This is a genomic window from Anoxybacillus sp. P3H1B, from assembly GCF_001560855.1.
GTDB lineage: Bacteria > Bacillota > Bacilli > Bacillales > Anoxybacillaceae > Anoxybacteroides > Anoxybacteroides rupiense.
This window is the reverse complement of sequence record NZ_LPUG01000031.1, coordinates 14,092-32,553: the sequence shown is the minus strand read 5'-3', so window position 1 is coordinate 32,553 and position 18,462 is coordinate 14,092. Positions and strand designations below refer to the sequence as shown.

The window sequence follows — 18,462 nt, the reverse complement described above, 5'->3', positions numbered from 1 at the left end:
TTGAAAAATTCGATAATTATATTTTAAATCACTAAATTTACTAATTCATGAAAAATTTATAAAATTGTATTGGAAATTTGTTCTTTTAAAAATAGTATATCTTTTATTTGAAGGAGGAAGTACTATGGCTTCTTATATTTTAGGCAAGATTAATATTGATGATGAAAAATTAAAAAGAGATTTAGAAATTCACAATGAATTTCCTAAGATTGCTGAAGAGTATGACGAATTTGGTACAGGATTTTGGCAAAATTGCACCTTGTGGAGTTGGACTAGTGATGAATTAAATACCAATGTATAAAGACTATGATTACCCAATTCAACAAACACGATATGGTAAGGCTCTAACATATATTGACGAATTAATTAGAGAAAATTTCACATTCAATAATCTGAAAATGGTTAGAACGAGAAATCTAATTGATGGTATGGTTATTCCGCATAAAGACTTTGTAGAATTAGAGAGATCAAAAGATCAATATTTTAGAGTTTTTATACCATTAGAAGATAATGAGTATGCTTTTCACTCAGATGAAGAAAATGTATTTCAAATGAAAAAAGGAGAAGTTTGGTTTTTAGATGCCGCGATTGTCCATGCTGCTATTAATTTTTCCAATAAGATCAGAATTTTCCTATGTTTAGATTATGCTTTTCCCGGCCCCTTTAGCCCTAAGGATGTCTTTATAAATGATAGTGTATACAATCCAAATCTTGATCCAACAATTATTAAGAGAGAAGAGGTATCCAGTGATTTTAAGGAATCGCTTGTAACGTCTTTATCTAAAGTGATTTTCTAAATACAACTTTAGGGATATTGTTTTTCTTCTTTCAAAAATTCACTTCTATAAGAATATATCCGTTTCAGACTGCTATGACTGGTTAGTAGAAATAACAGAAAAATCTGGTGATTCTTCTGTTTATAATAAGGCTATCAATTTGCGAAGATTTTTAGTTGAAGAACGTAAACTTGGTGAAAGATTTTCATTTAACTTCTCAGAATCTGAACAATTAGTCTGAAAAAGTAAAGAGCTTTGGATTTATTTCCAAAGCTCTTTATTTAAAAAATAAGAGGGATGAAAAATGAATGAATCATTCAAAATTTTAGTGAATGCACGAATGAAAAAATCTACAAAGGGTACAAGTTCGTTAGGGAAGAATGCTATCCCTTGGTTATTTGTTTTTATGTGGAGTAGTGGGGCAATTTTTGTAGAATTTGGTTTACATGATGCCGATCCATTTATTTTCCTTTTTTTCCGATTATTCATCTCATCACTTCTTTTTTGGATAACAATGTTTATATTACGAACTCCTTTACCAACAACTTCAACAGAGTGGCTATATATGATGTTTACTGGGTTATGCATGCAAGCAGGTTATCAAACATTTTACTTTTTAGCTTTGGATTACAAGGTTTCTCCTGGGCTTCTCACCATAATACTTGGTGCACAACCTATTCTTACTACATTTATTTCAAAAGAAAAAAGTAATATCACTCAATGGCTTGGGCTTTTTATTGGAATAATGGGTCTTGTTCTTGTAGTAATCGATCATACAGCGATTAACAGATTTTCCAAGATAGGCTTGGTTAGTTCATTTCTTTCACTTATTTGTATTACAGGTGGAACCATATTACAAAAATCTATACAAGCTAATCAAATATCCAATATGGCTATCCAATATACATCTGGAACCATTTTTTTATCCATTTTATTGTACTTTTTTGATCAAAAAATTAATTGGACCCCTATGTTTGTATTCTCTCTATTTTGGATGGTGTTCGTTATTTCTGTCGGGGCAACCCTGTTGCTTTATCAGATGATAAAAAAGGGAAATCTCACAAATGTAACAAGCTTATTTTACTGTGTGCCACCTATAACAGTGATATTTGATTTTTTTGTATTCAAAAATAGTTTAACCATGTTGAGTATAAGTGGCATGCTTTTAATTGTGTTAGGAATGATTCTTGTTAACAGGAAGGGAAAGTGGTTGTAGCCCACTCGACCAGCCTAAATCAAGAAAATCTTTTTAGCAATCCACTGAGAAGTCTCCTACCTCTAAACGGGGTGAAGAGGGGGCATTGATTTCGGAGGCCAATCCATTTGTGAATGATCTAGATCCAACGAGAAGATGGAGCATAGGGCTTATTCAAAAGCGGCTTCTGCTTTTGTAGCGGCTATCCGTTCTATCTTCTCGTGGTATCGATATAAACAAGCTTGTCAGTCGACTAAAAAACGATAAAAAGGCTGGCTTCTATCGAAAAAATTCCTCTGTATGATAAGGGGGGTTCATTCGGCACTTTATGTGAAGAGTTCTCACAGAACCTTGATTTGATCCTGTCATCAGTTTCCCCTCCTTCTTTCAATAAGAGTGATTTGATGATCGGCTTTAGCAATCGCTCACCCCATACGAAACCCATTTCATGTCCATTGAAAAATCAGGTATAATAAGAACAAATGTGATGAATCCGGCAGATCATCCAATGAATAGGAAACATGGTGCTGGAATGTCGAAGATCGGCGGAAAAGCGTGGTGAAAACATGTTTAAAATTTTGCTTATTGAAGACGATCTCACCCTCTTTCAAGAAATAAAAGAACGGTTGACGCAATGGACATACGAGGTGCGGGGCATTCGCGATTTTGGAAAAGTGATGGAGGAATGTTCCGCTTTTAAACCGGATTTAGTCATCATTGATATTCAGCTGCCCAAATTTGATGGGTTTCACTGGTGCCGCATGATCCGTTCCCATTCGAATGTTCCGATTTTGTTTTTATCGTCACGGGACCATCCGACCGATATGGTGATGTCGATGCGGCTTGGGGCGGATGATTTTATCCAAAAGCCGTTTCATTTTGATGTGCTGATTGCGAAAATACAAGCGATCCTTCGCAGAGTATATAATTATAGCACCGATCAAATGAAGTTGAAAACGTGGTGCGGCGCGACGATCGACTATGAAAAGAATACCGTTACCAACGATCAAGGCACGATGGAATTAACTAAAAATGAAATATTGATCCTTAAACATTTGCTTCATAAGAAAAACAAAATTGTCACCCGGACCGAATTGATTAAGCAGCTATGGGAAGACGAGCGTTTTGTCAGCGACAATACATTAACGGTGAATGTCAACCGTTTGCGGAAAAAGCTGGATGAACTTGGCTTGGGCCGCTTGATTGAAACGAAAGTCGGACAGGGCTATATGGCAAAGGAAGAGGCCGCTATCGATGATTAAAAAATATATCATGGAAAGAAAAAGCTGGATCTTTTTCTTTTTATTTATGCAGCTATTTATCCTTTTTGTCTCTTATCTTGATGCCGCGATCTCATTGCAGTCTGCCTTTTATATAGTCTTTTTATTGACGATCATGTTGATCCTTTTTGTGATCGTCCGCTATAAAAAAGAAACCAAGTTTTATAAAAGCTTAGAAGAATGGGAAAGCGATCTTGACCTCTCAAACGTTCTCCATGCCGAAAGCCCTTTTGAAAAAATGGTGGAATCCACGCTCGTCAACCAAACGAACTTGCTGAAGCAGGCCGCTTGGGAGAATCGGGTCTCCTTAGAAGAGGAGAAGGATGAGCTGCTATCATGGATCCATGAAGTAAAAACCCCGCTGACGGCGATGCATTTAATCATTGAACGGGTAGAGGAGGAGAAAATCAAATCGCAGCTGTCATACGAGTGGCTGCGCATTCATATGCTGCTTGACCAGCAGCTCCATCAGAAGCGGATTCCTTTTATGGAAAACGATTTATACATCGAACATGTCGAGCTGGAACCGCTTATTTTTAAAGAGATTAAAGCGCTGCAATCATGGTGTATGCAAAAAGGAATCGGCTTTGACATCGAGCTGGAGGTTTCTTCCGTTCTGAGCGATGCGAAATGGCTTTCTTTTATCATTCGGCAAATCTTAACCAACGCCGTGAAATACAGCGAATCATCCGATATCGTCATCAAAAGCTCGATGCAGAAGGGCCATGTCCAATTAGAAATTCGGGATTTTGGCCGCGGCATTGATCCGAAAGATTTGCCGCGCATTTTCGATAAAGGCTTCACATCGACGACGGCGCATCAAGATCAAGCGGCCACGGGCATGGGGTTATATTTGGCGAAAAAAGCCGCCGAACCATTGCTCATCGATATCGACGTCCAATCGCAGCTCCATGAGGGGACGACTTTCACGATCACGTTCCCGGAAAAAAATGAATTTGTCCGCATCACAGGCATGTGACAAAATTGTCACATGCTTTTTCGATTTGTTCGGCCAATCGAAGGAAAAAAACAACCAGGTGGATTAACATAGAAAACGAGGAGGGAAGCAACATGATCATTTTAGAAGCATCCAACATTTACAAAAGCTATGGAAATAAATTTAATAAACAAGAAGTGTTAAAAGGACTCGATATTCGTGTAGAAAAAGGGGAATTTCTCAGCATTATGGGACCTTCGGGCTCCGGAAAAACAACGCTGCTCAATGTTCTTTCTTCCATTGATCGGGTCAGTCAAGGAATGATTAAAATTGAAGGCAAAGATATTGTCGGCATGAAGGAAAAACAGCTGGCGGAATTCCGCAAAAACCATTTAGGATTCATTTTTCAGGAATACAACTTGCTGGATACCTTGACCGTAAAGGAAAATGTTCTACTGCCTCTATCGATTACGAAAACGCCCAAAAAAGAGGCGGAGCAAAAATTTGCTGAACTGGCGACAGAGCTGGGCATTTATGAGATCAAAGATAAATATCCAAACGAAATTTCCGGCGGGCAAAAGCAGCGCACTTCAGCGGCGCGGGCCTTTATTCATGAACCGAGCATTATTTTTGCCGATGAACCGACAGGCGCTCTCGATTCCAAATCGGCATCCGATTTGTTAAATAAGCTGCAGCATTTAAATCGGAAGCGAAAAGCCACGATTGTGATGGTCACTCATGATCCGGTCGCCGCCAGTTTCTCAAGCAGGGTCATTTTTATCAAAGACGGCCAGGTGTATACACAATTAAACAAAGGAAATGAAACGCGGCAAGCCTTCTTTCACGACATTATGAAAACCCAAGGCGTGTTAGGCGGGGTGCAGCATGAGCATTAATCAACTCATCTTTCGCAGCTTGAGAAAAAACGTGAAAAATTACTATTTGTACGTGTTTGCTTTAATTTTTGCCGTTGCGCTTTATTTCTCTTTTGTGACATTGCAATATGATCCGGCCTTGAATGAGATGAAAGGAACGGTAAAAGGAGCCGCTGCCATTCGGGCCGCTTCCGTGCTGCTTATTGCCATTGTCGGTGTTTTTCTCTTCTATGCTAATGCCATTTTCATCAAGCGGCGGAGCAAAGAAATCGGTTTATTTCAGTTAATCGGCATGACGAAGGGAAAAATTTCCCGCATGTTGACGGCTGAAAACTTTATCCTTTATTACAGTTCTCTCATCATTGGCATTTTTATTGGATTTGCCAGCTCCAAGCTTTTGCTGATGATTTTGTTTAAAGTGACGAATATCGAAGCCATCGCCACTTTGTCTTTTTCCGAAAAAGCGTTGGTACAAACGCTGGTTGTGTTTAGTGTGATTTATCTGTTCATTATGCTGATGAACCGCTGGTTTATCCAAAAGCAGACCATTTTGTCTTTATTTCGCGTAACGTCCACGACAGAAGTAAAAAAAGTATCGGTTTTGGAAATGCTCATCGGAATTTTTGGTCTCGTATTGATACTGACAGGCTATTATGTGTCATCCAAATTATTTGACGGCGATTTTGCCACGATCAATGAGCTTTTCCTAGCGATGGCCTTTATATTAGGATCTGTCATTATCGGCACCTACTTCTTTTTCAAGGGAACGGTCAGCTTTCTTTTTTATCTCCTTCGCAAAAGAAAAGGAGGATACTTAAATATTGGCGAAGTATTGTCGCTTTCGTCTTTAATGTTCCGCATGAAATCCAATGCTTTGCTGCTGACGATTATTACAACGGTGTCCGCCCTTGCCATTGGGCTGCTGTCCTTAAGTTATATTTCCTACTATTCAGCAGGACAGACGGCGCGAAATACCGTGGCTGCCGATTTTTCTTTTATGAATCAAGAAGATGCCAAACGCTTCACGGAGGCTCTCAAGGAGAAAGGCATTCCGTATAAAGAAAAAGTGATCGACGTGATTCAGGTGAAGGCGGATCTCACCTCCATTCTCGAGAATGTGGATTCGAGCATCTTAAATGTGGATCTAGCAGCCATGCCGATGCCGGTCATTCGCGACAGCGATGTGGAAACGATCGATTTGCCGCCGGATCAAACGTTGTTTACCGGTTATCAAGATTATCTCGCTCAATTTATGCCGTTTAAAAAATCGGGGCAGATCCAGTTAAAAGGAAAGCACGAAGGGATCAAGCTGCGTTATTTGGGACTGGAAAAAACCTATTATATTTCTTATCGTTTCACATACGGCTTTCCGACGGTCATTGTAGATAAAACGATTTTCGAACGGCTAAAAAAGGACATCGATCCGAAAATCCAAAAGGAGTCCACGGTTTATATCGGAATTCATATTTCCGATGAAGAAAAAGTAGAAAAAGCGGACGACATGTTTCAAACGATGAATTTCCATGCTCCAGCCGATTCCCGGCTCGCCATCATCAGCAACCAGAAGTATCAATTTGGGCTGATCATGTTTATTGTCGCCTTTTTAGGATTAACCTTTTTGATCACATCAGGCTGCATTCTTTATTTTAAACAAATGGATGAAGGTCAAGACGAGCAACCGAATTATACGATTTTAAGAAAGCTTGGTTTTACGCAAGGCGATTTGCTTTCGGGCATTCAAGGAAAGCAGTTATTCAACTTTGGCATTCCTTTAATCTTGGGATTGTCCCACAGCTATTTTGCCGTCCGCTCCGGCTGGTTCTTTTTTGGCACCGAGCTTTGGATGCCGATGCTGACCGTCATGCTCGTCTATACGGCGTTATACTCGATTTTCGGCATCCTGTCCGTTCTTTATTATAAAAAGATGATTAAAGAAGCGTTGTAAGATGAACAAACAGGCGTTCGCCCCCTTCGGAGGGCCAACGCCTGTTGTTGGTTTTCGGATCACTTTTTGAAAGAGGTGAACGAACGAATTGAAAAAATCCCTCATCAACCCATTATAGCTGTTGGAGACAGCAAAGGCCCTCGGAAGGATGAGACAACGGCGGAATCGTGAACGTCTGCGACTGTGCGATTTCTGCTCATGCAATAAAGGAATAAAAGGAGTGAGTAAAAAGATGTTTATTCAAATAAGAAGAATCACAGTGGCAGAAGGATATACAGAACGGGTTGTGAACCAATTCAGCCAGCCGGGAATGATTGAACAGCAAGAAGGATTGGTAGATTTGAAAATATTAGTGAAAAAAGGCGGCGAGGTGATGCTGGTTGCCTAGGAGTCAGAGGAGCATTGGAAAATGTGGGAGAAAAGCGATGCCCATATTGCCGCACATCAAGCAAGCAGAAATCAGTCCAAACCGGATTTTATCCTCCATATGGAAGTCAGTCACTACGAAGTAAAATCCATCAGAAAAAGGGGCGTAACAGTGATGGATCCTCTATGGTCTTATAAAGCTCAGCTTTTATAGGGCTTTTTTGTTTTGGGTGCATAAACATAATCCAATATGGCCTAAAAATGGGCTATGTATTGGAATGGAAAGGCTGTCATTTTTTTAAGAATTTTTAGGAATAAATATACTATTTGAGTTAAATGTGGTTCATCACCAAAAGATGTGCTTGCGTCTACCTTTGAATTGCGGTAGACGTTTCTAACCGAATACACAATGCCAATCGTTAGATATTTCTGTATCCATACCCCTGACGTTTGAGCCACTTGATTTTGTTATTCATCCCTTCCGTTCTCCCATTCGAATAAGGCAACAAAATACACGAAATGATTTCTTCTCAAAAAATCCCGATTCTTTGGGCATCGCCATGCATCCATTGCTTCTTTTTTCGAGCCATTCTTGTCGTGCGTTGCAAGCAGATCAGACATAAAAAACATGGTTCGGGAAGAGAAAGTTCAAACATCCAGCGTTCTCTTTCGTTTCGCTCATTTTGAATCGAAAAATCTGGTCAATCGATGAGTTCTTTGATGAACGGAGAACACATGCAAATTTTCCTCCAATGGTTTGGACCTGCTTACCATACAGGAACATTCGTTTTTTAGTACCATCTATTTTCTTCATACACGCCTCCCCAAAAATATCAAGCGAAATTCGAGGTGATTAATCCAAAATTTTATATAAATCCAAATTTTATATATTATAAGATGTAAAATATGTGGATTTTTTGATTATTAAAATCAATAGTTTTTAGGCATCGGCACTGTCCTTGAATCAAATACGTGAGAGGGGAAGAGAAGGTGAAGGGAGCGAAGAAATACATGATTATGTTCATTTTAATTTTGCTTATAAACGTAATTACGGTCATCATGTTATATTTTCAAAACGAGCAATTAACAGAAAACCAGAGAGAGTTAAAAGAGTTACAGGTTCAATTGGAGGATGTAAATGATGGTGTGAAGCAACTGTTAGAACAACAGTAGGGGAGTGGAACGGGTGCCTGTCACTTGTCGAAAAGGTAGAGTAAAAAGCACCATATCAATGGCGATTTCGTATATAAGTTTTACTTCCTATTTATTAGTTGGATATTTGGGAGATATGATCAATATACGTTTTATTTATCTTGCTTTATCCATTATTATTATCTTAGGTGGAACGTTCTCAATGATTTCTATTTATTTACTTAAAATATATAATAGACGATCAAGTAGTGGTATCGTGTTGTACGATATGGCCAGAAACCGGGGTTTGTCCAAGAATGGCCATCCCCGTAAGCCCGTCATATCCCTTTAGCATAAGGATCACCATCGTGTGAGCAGGGCCTATTCTGCCCCATGTTTCACATCATCCGCCGACAAGCCTTCCACCTCTAAACGGAGCAGAGGAGGGGAGTGTTGTCGAAGAAATTTTTTGTCCCCTGAAAAGCTAGGGAACCTTGATATCACCATATTTCTAGAGGGAGGATGTCCCATGTTATTTATAGATAATAAAGGAATCACAGATCCAACCGTTAACTTGGCTATTGAAGAATACGCTTTAAAACATTTAGATAGTAATGAAACGTATTTATTATTCTACATAAACGAGCCGTCGATCATTATTGGCAAAAATCAAAATACGATTGAAGAAATTAATACGGAGTATGTGGAGAAAAATAACATTAAAGTGGTTAGAAGACTTTCAGGTGGCGGAGCGGTTTATCATGATTTCGGAAATTTGAACTTTAGTTTTATTACCAAAGATGATGGAGAAAGTTTTCATAACTTCAGAAAATTTACGGAACCGGTGATCCGCGCTTTAAAAAAGCTTGGGGTCAATGCTGAACTCAGTGGCCGTAACGATATTGTCGTAGATGGAAGGAAAATTTCCGGAAATGCGCAATTTGCGACGAGAGGACGAATGTTTAGCCACGGAACATTAATGCTTCATTCAGAGATTGACCATGTGGTATCTGCACTCAAAGTGAAAAAAGAGAAAATCGAATCGAAAGGAATTAAATCCATTCGAAGCCGTGTGGCCAACATTTCTGAATTTCTTGATCAAAAAATAACGATGGATGAGTTTAAAACATTATTGCTGCAATATATTTTTGAGGGGAAAGAGCCCATTCCCGAATATCAGTTGACAGAAAAAGATTGGGAAGAAATTCATCGCCTTTCGGAGAGAAGATACAAAAATTGGGATTGGAACTATGGGAAATCGCCGAAATTTAATTTGCAGCATTCACAAAGATTCCCGATTGGCTCCATTGATGTTCGTCTTGAAGTGAATAAAGGCATGATTGAAAACTGCAAAATTTATGGAGACTTCTTTGGTGTTGGGGATGTCAAAGAGATTGAAGAACGATTAACAGGAATAAAATATGAAAAAGCTGAAATTGAAAAAGCGCTCAATGGGATAGATGTTAAACATTATTTTGGCAATATATCATTGGAGGATTTTTTACAAATTGTATATTGATTTGCTGTTTAAGGGGCTGGCCAAAAAGTGGACAGCCCCGCTGATAAGGTAGAGCATGGGATGTTCGTAATGATCCTTTAGCAAACTATGCCCAAAACCGCAAAGCATAGAAGTATAAGTATGAATGATAAAAGTACAGCCCTCCATTTCTTTTTCAAAATGGCTCTCCCTCCGTTGCAACAAGCGGCTATCATCCCTTGATTCCTTTACAATAGTTCACTTGTCTATCACCTGAATCTTTTCTGCCCCAACCTGCAAAATTTTCGATTCTTGTACAGGCGGGGCATACCAAACTCTAATTTTTTGACCAACATTTATCTTCTGATAATCTTTCTCATGAACATAAAATAAAAAACTATCGTGATTAGCTGCATATGTCAATATTTCGTCCTCGGACATACGGCGTATATCTTCTTTTGTCATATCTTGAATAACCAATAGCCTTTTACCGTTATACTCTTTCTTTAGCGCTACATACCCCTCAAATAAAACAAAATCAGACCGTTTTCTTCCTGTTTCCTCATTATCACAAGAAATGAATAATAATGGTATAAAAAAACAAATAATTAATTTTTTCACAGTTACCTCCTAACCAAGAACGAAGGTGGCATTTTGTATGTTTGTGAACCTTTTTAGCCGGGAATCATTGGCTACAGTGCTGGTGGAAATCAAACTGCTTCTATTTTATAATAAAGATTTTATATGATTAAAGATGATTCTGTGAAATATGGAAATGTTGTAAAATAAAAGTATGTTTCTCTTTGTTTTTGAACTTACAATGAGTAGGAAATGAGCCGAAGACAGCGTTTGGACCATGTTCTTGATGGTGGCAATAGCGAATGGTCTATTTGGGGGGATGGATAATGAAACGACTTTTTATCAAGCAGAAGCTATTTAGGTATGGGTGAAAAATTTACAATCAAAGATCATACGGAAAAAGATGTTTATTACGTGGAAGGCAGTTTTATGAAAATTCCTAAAACGTTTTCAATCCGGAATGCAAGTGGAGAAGAAGTAGCTCTTATTACGAAAAAAACGTTCAGTTTTTTACCGAAGTTTTTTGTAGAGGTGAATGGTCAAGAAGTCTTAACAATAAGAAAAGATTTTTCTATTTTAAAACCGCGCTATACGATTGATGCAGCCAATATTGAAGTTCGTGGTAATTGGTGGGAAATGGACTTTCAAGTTTTGCGGCAGGGGAAGGTTGTCGGCTATGTTAGTAAGAAGTGGTTTACTTGGGGGGATAGTTACGAAGTTCAAATATTGGATGAAGAGATGGAAAAGATCATCGTCGCCATTGTCATTGCTATTGATTGTGTAAAAGCTGACCAAGCTAATGCTTCCATCATTCATACTAGTTCTTAAAAGGAAAGCCTGCTACGTGGGAACGGGTGCCTGTCACTTGTCGAAAATCATGTAGAACCCCTCCAGCTGCTTAAAATACGGCTGGAGGGGGGGATAGGAACGGACTGTTGCGTAGAAAGAACTTGAACCCTCATGCAACATCAGTCAAATCGGAATTTTTCTACCTGATCAAAAATGAATCATAGGGTTGGCCATCATCTTAAAATATTTTTAACAACTGGTAGATCCGCTGCCCTCGTTGTTTACAACGAAGCGGCTTTGTTTTTTGATATGTCTGAAGTGTGATGATGTTTTCGTTAGGCTAAAATCGCCTGCGCCTTTTCCTGCAAATAATCGACGAATGACAGGCCCTGTCCCTTTCCCCTCGTTTTTATTTATTCTTCTATTCCTAAAGCCTGGAGGTAATGTGTCAAACTTTCCTCTGCACATTTGGTCACCAGTTCGGTAAAAGGCTCCAATTCCCCTTCTACACTTGCTTTTTCTAACGATTCATAATACTTTAAGCGATGTTCAGGGCTTGCCTTAATAATCGCAGGAGGGTATCCATGGTGCATGAGTATAAAGTTCATCATCAAACGTGCGGTTCGTCCGTTCCCATCCGCAAAAGGATGGATATAGACAAGCCGAAAGTGAAGCTTTGCAGCTAATGGGACGGGATGAAGCGCGGTCTTATTTTGTTCATACCAAGAAAATAAATGATTCATTTCCTCTTGGACATTTAAAAAATGAACAGGGTGATGAACGCTTCCTGAGATGCCTACATGATGTGTTCTGTATTTCCCTGCATTTTCATTGTCAATATTTTTTAATTCATTCATTTTTACATGCCTTTCACCTCTTGATAGGAATCGCAATGGCGAATATGGTGATATACCGCTTTAATTCTACTTTATGTTGATTGAGTAAAATATTAAAGTATATTTTGCATTTTAATAGTTAACATCAAAAAACAGAGGATGAATGCCCTGTCACTTGTCGAGAGTGGAAAAAAGATGGGCAACGAAATGTTTGTTCACTATGTCACAAATTCTCTACATATTTGTCACAAATCAGTCAACGTCCTTTAACAAAAGGCACATCGTTTTTCATTACAATAGTATGTGAAAGGTTGAACAATATTTTCACCGTATGATTAGGGGTAACATGCATCGAGGAGGGAAAGCTACGATGTCTGAACTGTTTTTAGCTCGGCTTCAATTTGGCGCAACCACGATTTTTCACTTTTTGTTTGTTCCGCTATCCATCGGTTTAGCTTTTATGGTTGCACTGATGGAAACATTTTATGTGGTGAAAAATCAAGAGATTTATAAAAAAATGGCGAAGTTTTGGGGGCATTTGTTTTTGATTAATTTCGCGGTTGGGGTGGTAACGGGAATTATTCAAGAGTTTCAGTTTGGAATGAACTGGTCAGAGTATTCGCGCTTTGTTGGGGATGTGTTCGGCGCTCCTTTGGCCATTGAAGGACTGCTCGCTTTCTTTATGGAGTCGACGTTTATCGGTTTATGGATTTTTGGCTGGGGGCGTCTATCCAAGAAAATCCATTTATTGTGCATTTGGCTTGTTTCCATTGGAACGATGCTTTCGGCTCTTTGGATTTTGGCCGCAAACTCGTTTATGCAGGAACCTGTTGGCATCGTCATTCGGAATGGACGGGCTGAAATGAACGATTTCTTTGCTTTATTACGAAACCCACAATTATTAGTGGAATATCCGCACGTGATCTTTGGATCATTGGCGACAGGCGCTTTCTTCATTGGCGGCGTGAGCGCGTATAAATTATTGAAGCGGCAAGAAGTAGAGTTTTTCCAGAAGTCGTTTCAAATGGCGATGGTCGTTGCTTTGATTTCCGGACTCGGCGTGGCGTTTAGTGGACATGCCCAAGCTCAGCATTTAATGGAATCCCAGCCAATGAAAATGGCCGCAAGCGAAGGGCTGTGGCAGGACAGCGGCGATCCGGCCGCTTGGACGATTTTTGCCCTTATTGATGTGGAAAACCAAAAAAATAACTTGGAGCTATCGATTCCGTATGCGTTAAGCTATCTTGCTTATGAGAAGTTTGAAGGCAAGGTGCCGGGAATGCTCACCTTGCAAAAGGAATATGAAGCAAAATACGGACCGGGCAACTATATTCCGCCGGTGAAAACGACATTTTGGAGCTTCCGCATCATGGCGGGCGCAGGGCTGTTGATGATTGTGATGGCCGCGTTCGGCTTATGGTGGAATTTCCGGGAGACACTAATGAAAAAATCAGCCTTTTTAAAGATCATGGTGACATTGATTGCCTTTCCATTTATCGCGAATACGGCGGGCTGGATTATGACAGAAATCGGCCGTCAGCCATGGACCATTTTTGGATTGATGAAAACGGCTCAATCGATTTCGCCAAATGTGTCTGTCGGCTCATTATTGTTCTCGTTCATTGCCTTTACAACGATTTATCTTATTTTGGCCATCGTGCTCATTTATCTGTTTGTGCGGGAAATTAAAAAAGGAGCCGGGCATCATGATGAACAGAAGGAAAGCGATCTTTCCGTGGATCCTTTTGAAAAGGAGGCCGTTCAAGGATGGCGTTAAATGAATTATGGTTTATTTTAGTTGCTGTTTTATTTATCGGATTCTTTTTTCTGGAAGGCTTCGACTTTGGTGTGGGAATGGCTGGACGGTTTCTTGGAAAAAATGATGTCGAACGGCGTATCATGATCAATACGATCGGGCCATTCTGGGATGCCAATGAAGTGTGGCTTTTAACAGGGGGAGGAGCGATTTTTGCCGCGTTTCCTCATTGGTATGCGACGATGTTTAGCGGCTATTATATTCCGTTTGTCTTTGTCCTGCTTGCGTTGATTGGCCGCGGAGTCGCCTTTGAATTCAGAGGAAAGGTCGATCATCCAAGCTGGAAACAAACGTGGGATTGGATTATTTTCTTTGGAAGCATTCTCCCTCCGTTCCTCTTTGGCGTCTTATTTTCCAGCATATTAAGAGGAATGCCGATCGATCAATCGATGACACTGCACGCGGAGTTTTCCGATTATGTGAATATTTATACGGTAACGGGCGGCGTCGCGGTCACGCTTTTATGCTTCTTGCACGGGCTGCTCTTTCTGACTCTCAAAACAGTGGAAGACTTACAAATGCGCGCCCGCAAGCTTGCCCAAAAAATGATCTATGCCGTTCTTGCGGCGCTTGTGGCTTTTGTTGGCCTCTCTTATACAGAGACAGATTTATTTACGTACCGCGGCGAGGTAACCGTGCCGCTCGTAGCCCTTGTGGTTGTCTCGTATGGGTTGGTCATCCTATTTTCTAAAAAAGGACGCGATGGCTGGACCTTTGCGATGAGCGGTCTCGGGATTGCTTTAACAGTCGGAGCGATCTTTGCCGGATTGTTCCCGCGCGTCATGATCAGCTCGATTTCAAGCGCCTATGATTTAACCATTTATAATGCCGCTTCCGGCGCTTATTCGTTAAAGGTGATGACGATTGTCGCGGTCACGTTGCTGCCGTTTGTTCTTGGCTATCAAATATGGAGCTATTATGTGTTTCGTAAGCGTGTAGATGGGAAGGACATGGTCTATTAATGAAAAAAGAACTGCTTGCCTTTGAAGGAATGAAACGAATCCTCGCGCTGCTTTTTGGTTTCACGGTGGTTCAAGGAGTGTCCATCATTCTGCAGGCCAAATGGCTTGCGGAGGTGGTCACTCGTTTGTTTCAGCAAGAGGCGTTCCATGAGGTATATGAAACGCTACTCTTATTTATTGGCGCCTTTCTTATGCGGCATTTCTTGCAGCATGTGAAGCAAAAAATGGTGTACGAGTACTCTGTAAAGCTTGGCGCCCATCTCCGAAAAGAGGTGCTTGATGCGCTGTTTCATTTAGGGCCAAAGGTAGCCAGACGGCTTGGAACAGGGAACGCCGTCACCCTGCTGCAAGAAGGAGTTTCGCAATTTAAACAGTATCTCTCTCTTTTTCTGCCGAAAATGGTGAATATGGCGATCATTCCCGCGATGGTCTGGCTTTATGTCCTGCTTCTGGACCGGACATCGGCCGTCATCTTAATGGTGATGCTGCCATTATTGGTAATTTTTATGATTTTGCTTGGTTTAGCCGCCAAGAAAAAGGCCGATAAACAGTGGAAGGTGTACCGGGTGCTCGCCAACCACTTTGTTGATTCGTTGCGAGGATTGGAAACATTAAAATATTTAGGACGCAGCCAAGCGCATACCCAAAATATTCAAAGCGTCAGCGAACGGTACCGAAAGGCGACGATGGGAACGTTAAAAATCGCTTTTCTGTCATCGTTTGCGCTCGATTTTTTTACGATGCTCTCGGTGGCAACGGTGGCCGTGTTTTTAGGACTTCGCTTAGTTGACGGGGAGATGACCCTCTGGCCTGCTTTAACCATTCTTATTTTAGCGCCGGAATACTTTCTGCCCGTTCGGGAAATTGGAGCAGATTATCACGCGACGTTAAACGGACAGGAAGCTGGAAGAAAGCTGAAGGAAATCGTGGACTTGCCTCGGTTTAGAGAAGAAGGGACCTGCAAGCTGGAGCGCTGGAATCATCAACAGGAGCTTCAATTGAACGGGATTACGGTTCGGCATGAAGAGGGCGATCCGCCGTCATTAAAAGGTGTGACGCTCTCTGTAAAAGGATTTCAAAAGATTGGCATCGTTGGTGAAAGCGGTGCGGGAAAGTCGACATTGATTGATGTAATGGGGGGATTTGTCCAGGCGCAGGAGGGGACGATTCAGATCGGCGGACAGGAAATGACGCATTTGCAAAAAAAGGACTGGCAAAGCCAGCTTCTTTATATTCCGCAGCACCCGTATATTTTTCACGATACGCTATGGAACAATCTGACCTTTTATCAGCCCCATGCGACGGTAGAAGAAGTGCGGACGGCGGTGGAGAAGGCTGGATTGGGCGAGCTTGTGCAAAGGCTTCCGAACGGTCTCCATGAAAAGATTGGCGAGGGAGGCCGGGCGTTAAGCGGAGGGGAAGCGCAGCGAGTGGCTTTAGCCAGAGCTTTTTTAGGAAACCGCCCCATTTTATTGCTCGATGAACCGACCGCCCATTTGGATGTGGAGACGGAATTGGATATCAAGGAAAAAATGCTGGAGCTGTTTTGCAGCAAGCTGGTGTTTTTGGCTACTCACCGCCTCCATTGGATGCCCCATATGGATCATATTTATTTTTTGAAGGACGGGGAAATTGTTGAAGAAGGAACGCATCAGCAATTAATGGAACGAAAAGGGCATTATTATCAAATGGCCAAGGCGCATTGGGGGGATCAGGCGTGAAAACGAAGGATTGGTTGCTTCCTTATTTGAAAGAGAATAAACGGATGCTGGGATTTGTCATTTTTTTCGGGGTGCTTACGATTTTTTCAGCCGCTTTATTAATGTTTACATCGGGATTTTTAATTTCCAAAGCAGCGACGCGCCCTGAAAATTTATTGATGATTTATGTGCCGATTGTAGCGGTTCGGACTTTTGGGATTACAAGAGCGGTTTCGCGTTATATGGAGCGATTAGTCGGCCATGATGTCGTGCTCCGCCTATTAACAAAGATGAGGCTTCGTGTCTACCAGCTCGTGGAACCGAACGTCCTATCTCCGTTTGCGAAATGGAAAACAGGAGAGGTGCTAGGCATATTAGCGGAAGATATCGAACGGCTCCAAGATCTTTATTTAAAAACGGTCTTTCCCATGCTTGCGACTCTTTTGATGTATGGGCTATCCATCGCGGCGCTCGGCTGGTTTTCATGGCCTTTTGCTCTCTTGATGGCTTTTTACGCTGGTGTTTTGTTGCTTCTTTTTCCGCTTGTCTCGCTTCTTGTGACGAAGGCAAAGGTGCAAGCGATGAAAGCGGGGCGCCATCGGCTATATGAACGACTGACCGATGCGGTGATGGGAATCAGCGACTGGCAGTTTAGCGGCCGCCAACATGATTTTATTCAAGAATATGAACGCGAGGAAGAAGCCCTCTCTCAAGATGAGCGGCAGCGCATGCGTTTTGTGAGATGGCGCAACACGGCGGCTCAAGGGGTGATCGCTTTGATGGTGGTGTCCATGCTGCGTTGGACGGCGGAACAAACGGCGCGGGGCGAATTGGCACCGGTGATGATCGCCGCTTTTGTCCTTGTGATTTTTCCGCTTACTGAGGCGTTTTTGCCAATATCCGATGCGCTGAGCGAGATTCCGGCTTATCAGGACTCGTTTGGGCGCCTGTCCCGTCTTGCCAAAGATCAAAAGGAACCAAAACTTTCGCTTCATCAGGATATCCCACGGATCGCTGCGGGTGGCGGGGTCACGCTCGAATTGCGCCATGTTTCGTTTCATTATGACCATACGGAGCAGACGTTAGACGATATTTCCTTTACGATTAGACCAGGGGAAAAGCTGGCGCTGCTTGGACCGAGCGGAGCGGGGAAATCGACCATCCTGAAGCTTATTGAAGGAGCGGTGTCGCCAACGGCTGGCCAGGTGGTGTTGAATGGCGTTCCTACAACCAGCTTGGGCGTTGATATCGCCAAATGGGTGGCGGTGTTAAATCAAAAGCCGCATTTATTTGATACGACCATCCGAAATAATATTCGATTAGGAAGGGAAGACGCAACGGACGAAGAGATTGTTTGGGCAGCTAAGCAGGTGAAATTGCATGATTATATTCAATCTCTCCCGCTTGGATATGACACGCCGCTGCTGGAAACGGGGGTCCGTTTTTCAGGAGGGCAAAGACAGCGGATCGCTCTTGCGAGAATTCTTTTGCAAGATGCGCCCATCGTCGTTTTAGACGAGCCGACCATCGGATTGGATCCGATGACGGAGAAAGAGCTGATGCTGACCATATTTGAGGTGTTAAAAGACAAATCGGTTTTATGGATCACGCACCATCTCGCCTTTATTCATATGGTGGATGATGTGTTGTTTTTGGATCACGGGAAGCTTCAGCTGCACGGCACACACGAGCAATTATTAAAGACAAGCGAACGCTACAAGCGGTTGTATGCGATGAGATAGCTGGTGCCTCACTTCTCTAGATGCTGGAATCAGGAGTTGCAGTCCCTTTTTTATGC

19 protein-coding genes and 1 pseudogene are annotated in these 18,462 nt (G+C 41.6%); 17 read left to right on the top strand and 3 right to left on the bottom strand.

The window, feature by feature from the left end; translation table 11 throughout:
* The first annotated feature begins 124 nt into the window (after nucleotides 1-124).
* From AT864_RS18445 to AT864_RS18825, 10 genes are all read left to right on the top strand, one after another.
* Complete coding sequence (locus AT864_RS18445; RefSeq protein ID WP_231734680.1) at nucleotides 125-301, top strand: hypothetical protein; 177 nt, start codon at nucleotides 125-127, stop codon at nucleotides 299-301.
* Nucleotides 294-797 carry an aspartyl/asparaginyl beta-hydroxylase domain-containing protein gene (locus AT864_RS18440; protein ID WP_231734679.1) on the top strand — a complete coding sequence of 168 codons (504 nt, stop codon included), beginning with the start codon at nucleotides 294-296 and terminating at the stop codon, nucleotides 795-797. The genes AT864_RS18445 and AT864_RS18440 overlap by 8 nt, the downstream gene beginning before the upstream one ends.
* A 16-nt stretch (nucleotides 798-813) precedes the next feature.
* Entirely contained in the window at nucleotides 814-1,017 is a 204-nt protein-coding gene (locus AT864_RS18435) for a hypothetical protein (RefSeq protein ID WP_369815675.1), read from the top strand.
* 63 nt (nucleotides 1,018-1,080) lie between these two features.
* Nucleotides 1,081-1,992, top strand: a complete 912-nt coding sequence (locus AT864_RS16715) for a DMT family transporter (protein ID WP_066150994.1) — start codon at nucleotides 1,081-1,083, stop codon at nucleotides 1,990-1,992.
* A 545-nt stretch (nucleotides 1,993-2,537) separates the two neighbouring features.
* Nucleotides 2,538-3,233 (top strand): response regulator transcription factor, encoded by a 696-nt coding sequence (locus AT864_RS16710; RefSeq protein ID WP_066151061.1) that lies wholly within the window; start codon nucleotides 2,538-2,540, stop codon nucleotides 3,231-3,233.
* Complete coding sequence (locus tag AT864_RS16705) at nucleotides 3,226-4,230, top strand: sensor histidine kinase (protein WP_066150991.1); 1,005 nt, start codon at nucleotides 3,226-3,228, stop codon at nucleotides 4,228-4,230. The genes AT864_RS16710 and AT864_RS16705 overlap by 8 nt, the downstream gene beginning before the upstream one ends.
* A 92-nt stretch (nucleotides 4,231-4,322) precedes the next feature.
* Complete coding sequence (locus tag AT864_RS16700; RefSeq protein WP_044744364.1) at nucleotides 4,323-5,084, top strand: ABC transporter ATP-binding protein; 762 nt, start codon at nucleotides 4,323-4,325, stop codon at nucleotides 5,082-5,084.
* Nucleotides 5,074-7,008 (top strand): FtsX-like permease family protein, encoded by a 1,935-nt coding sequence (locus tag AT864_RS16695; protein WP_066150988.1) that lies wholly within the window; start codon nucleotides 5,074-5,076, stop codon nucleotides 7,006-7,008. Before AT864_RS16700 ends, AT864_RS16695 begins: the two co-directional genes overlap by 11 nt.
* A gap of 220 nt (nucleotides 7,009-7,228) precedes the next feature.
* Nucleotides 7,229-7,396 (top strand): hypothetical protein, encoded by a 168-nt coding sequence (locus AT864_RS18830; protein ID WP_369815671.1) that lies wholly within the window; start codon nucleotides 7,229-7,231, stop codon nucleotides 7,394-7,396.
* A gap of 21 nt (nucleotides 7,397-7,417) precedes the next feature.
* On the top strand, nucleotides 7,418-7,588 hold the full coding sequence (locus AT864_RS18825; RefSeq protein ID WP_369815670.1) for a hypothetical protein: 171 nt from the start codon (nucleotides 7,418-7,420) through the stop codon (nucleotides 7,586-7,588).
* A gap of 205 nt (nucleotides 7,589-7,793) precedes the next feature.
* Here AT864_RS18825 and AT864_RS17770 read toward each other — a convergent pair whose 3' ends face one another.
* The gene (locus AT864_RS17770) at nucleotides 7,794-7,895 is read right to left on the bottom strand and encodes a transposase (RefSeq protein ID WP_255357527.1); all 102 of its coding nucleotides are present in this window, start codon (nucleotides 7,893-7,895) and stop codon (nucleotides 7,794-7,796) included.
* Nucleotides 7,896-8,364: 469 nt separating this feature from the next.
* Between AT864_RS17770 and AT864_RS16680 the strand changes: the two genes are divergently transcribed.
* Nucleotides 8,365-8,547 (top strand): hypothetical protein, encoded by a 183-nt coding sequence (locus tag AT864_RS16680; RefSeq protein WP_066150981.1) that lies wholly within the window; start codon nucleotides 8,365-8,367, stop codon nucleotides 8,545-8,547.
* Between the two features lie 487 nt (nucleotides 8,548-9,034).
* On the top strand, nucleotides 9,035-10,024 hold the full coding sequence (locus AT864_RS16675) for a lipoate--protein ligase (RefSeq protein WP_066150978.1): 990 nt from the start codon (nucleotides 9,035-9,037) through the stop codon (nucleotides 10,022-10,024).
* Between the two features lie 216 nt (nucleotides 10,025-10,240).
* Here the strand turns inward: AT864_RS16675 and AT864_RS16670 are convergent, their stop codons facing one another.
* Complete coding sequence (locus tag AT864_RS16670; RefSeq protein ID WP_066150975.1) at nucleotides 10,241-10,603, bottom strand: DUF3221 domain-containing protein; 363 nt, start codon at nucleotides 10,601-10,603, stop codon at nucleotides 10,241-10,243.
* Nucleotides 10,604-10,887: 284 nt separating this feature from the next.
* Here AT864_RS16670 and AT864_RS16665 point away from each other — a divergent pair.
* Nucleotides 10,888-11,389, top strand: a pseudogene (locus tag AT864_RS16665) (LURP-one-related/scramblase family protein).
* Nucleotides 11,390-11,763: 374 nt separating this feature from the next.
* On the opposite strand, the gene AT864_RS16660 reads toward AT864_RS16665, so the two are convergent.
* A complete protein-coding gene (locus AT864_RS16660) occupies nucleotides 11,764-12,207 on the bottom strand; it encodes a Fic family protein (protein ID WP_082741727.1) in 444 nt (147 codons plus the stop codon).
* A 349-nt stretch (nucleotides 12,208-12,556) separates the two neighbouring features.
* On the opposite strand from AT864_RS16660, the gene AT864_RS16655 reads away from it, so the two are divergent.
* The 4 genes from AT864_RS16655 to cydC are packed head-to-tail and all read left to right on the top strand — an operon-like array spanning nucleotide 12,557 to nucleotide 18,406.
* A complete protein-coding gene (locus tag AT864_RS16655; protein WP_066150972.1) occupies nucleotides 12,557-13,963 on the top strand; it encodes a cytochrome ubiquinol oxidase subunit I in 1,407 nt (468 codons plus the stop codon).
* Nucleotides 13,954-14,964 (top strand): cytochrome d ubiquinol oxidase subunit II, encoded by a 1,011-nt coding sequence (gene cydB / locus AT864_RS16650; protein ID WP_066150969.1) that lies wholly within the window; start codon nucleotides 13,954-13,956, stop codon nucleotides 14,962-14,964. The genes AT864_RS16655 and cydB overlap by 10 nt, the downstream gene beginning before the upstream one ends.
* Nucleotides 14,964-16,685, top strand: a complete 1,722-nt coding sequence (gene cydD, locus AT864_RS16645) for a thiol reductant ABC exporter subunit CydD (protein ID WP_066150965.1) — start codon at nucleotides 14,964-14,966, stop codon at nucleotides 16,683-16,685. Before cydB ends, cydD begins: the two co-directional genes overlap by 1 nt.
* Nucleotides 16,682-18,406 (top strand): thiol reductant ABC exporter subunit CydC, encoded by a 1,725-nt coding sequence (gene cydC / locus AT864_RS16640; RefSeq protein WP_066150962.1) that lies wholly within the window; start codon nucleotides 16,682-16,684, stop codon nucleotides 18,404-18,406. The genes cydD and cydC overlap by 4 nt, the downstream gene beginning before the upstream one ends.
* The last annotated feature ends 56 nt before the right edge of the window (nucleotides 18,407-18,462 follow it).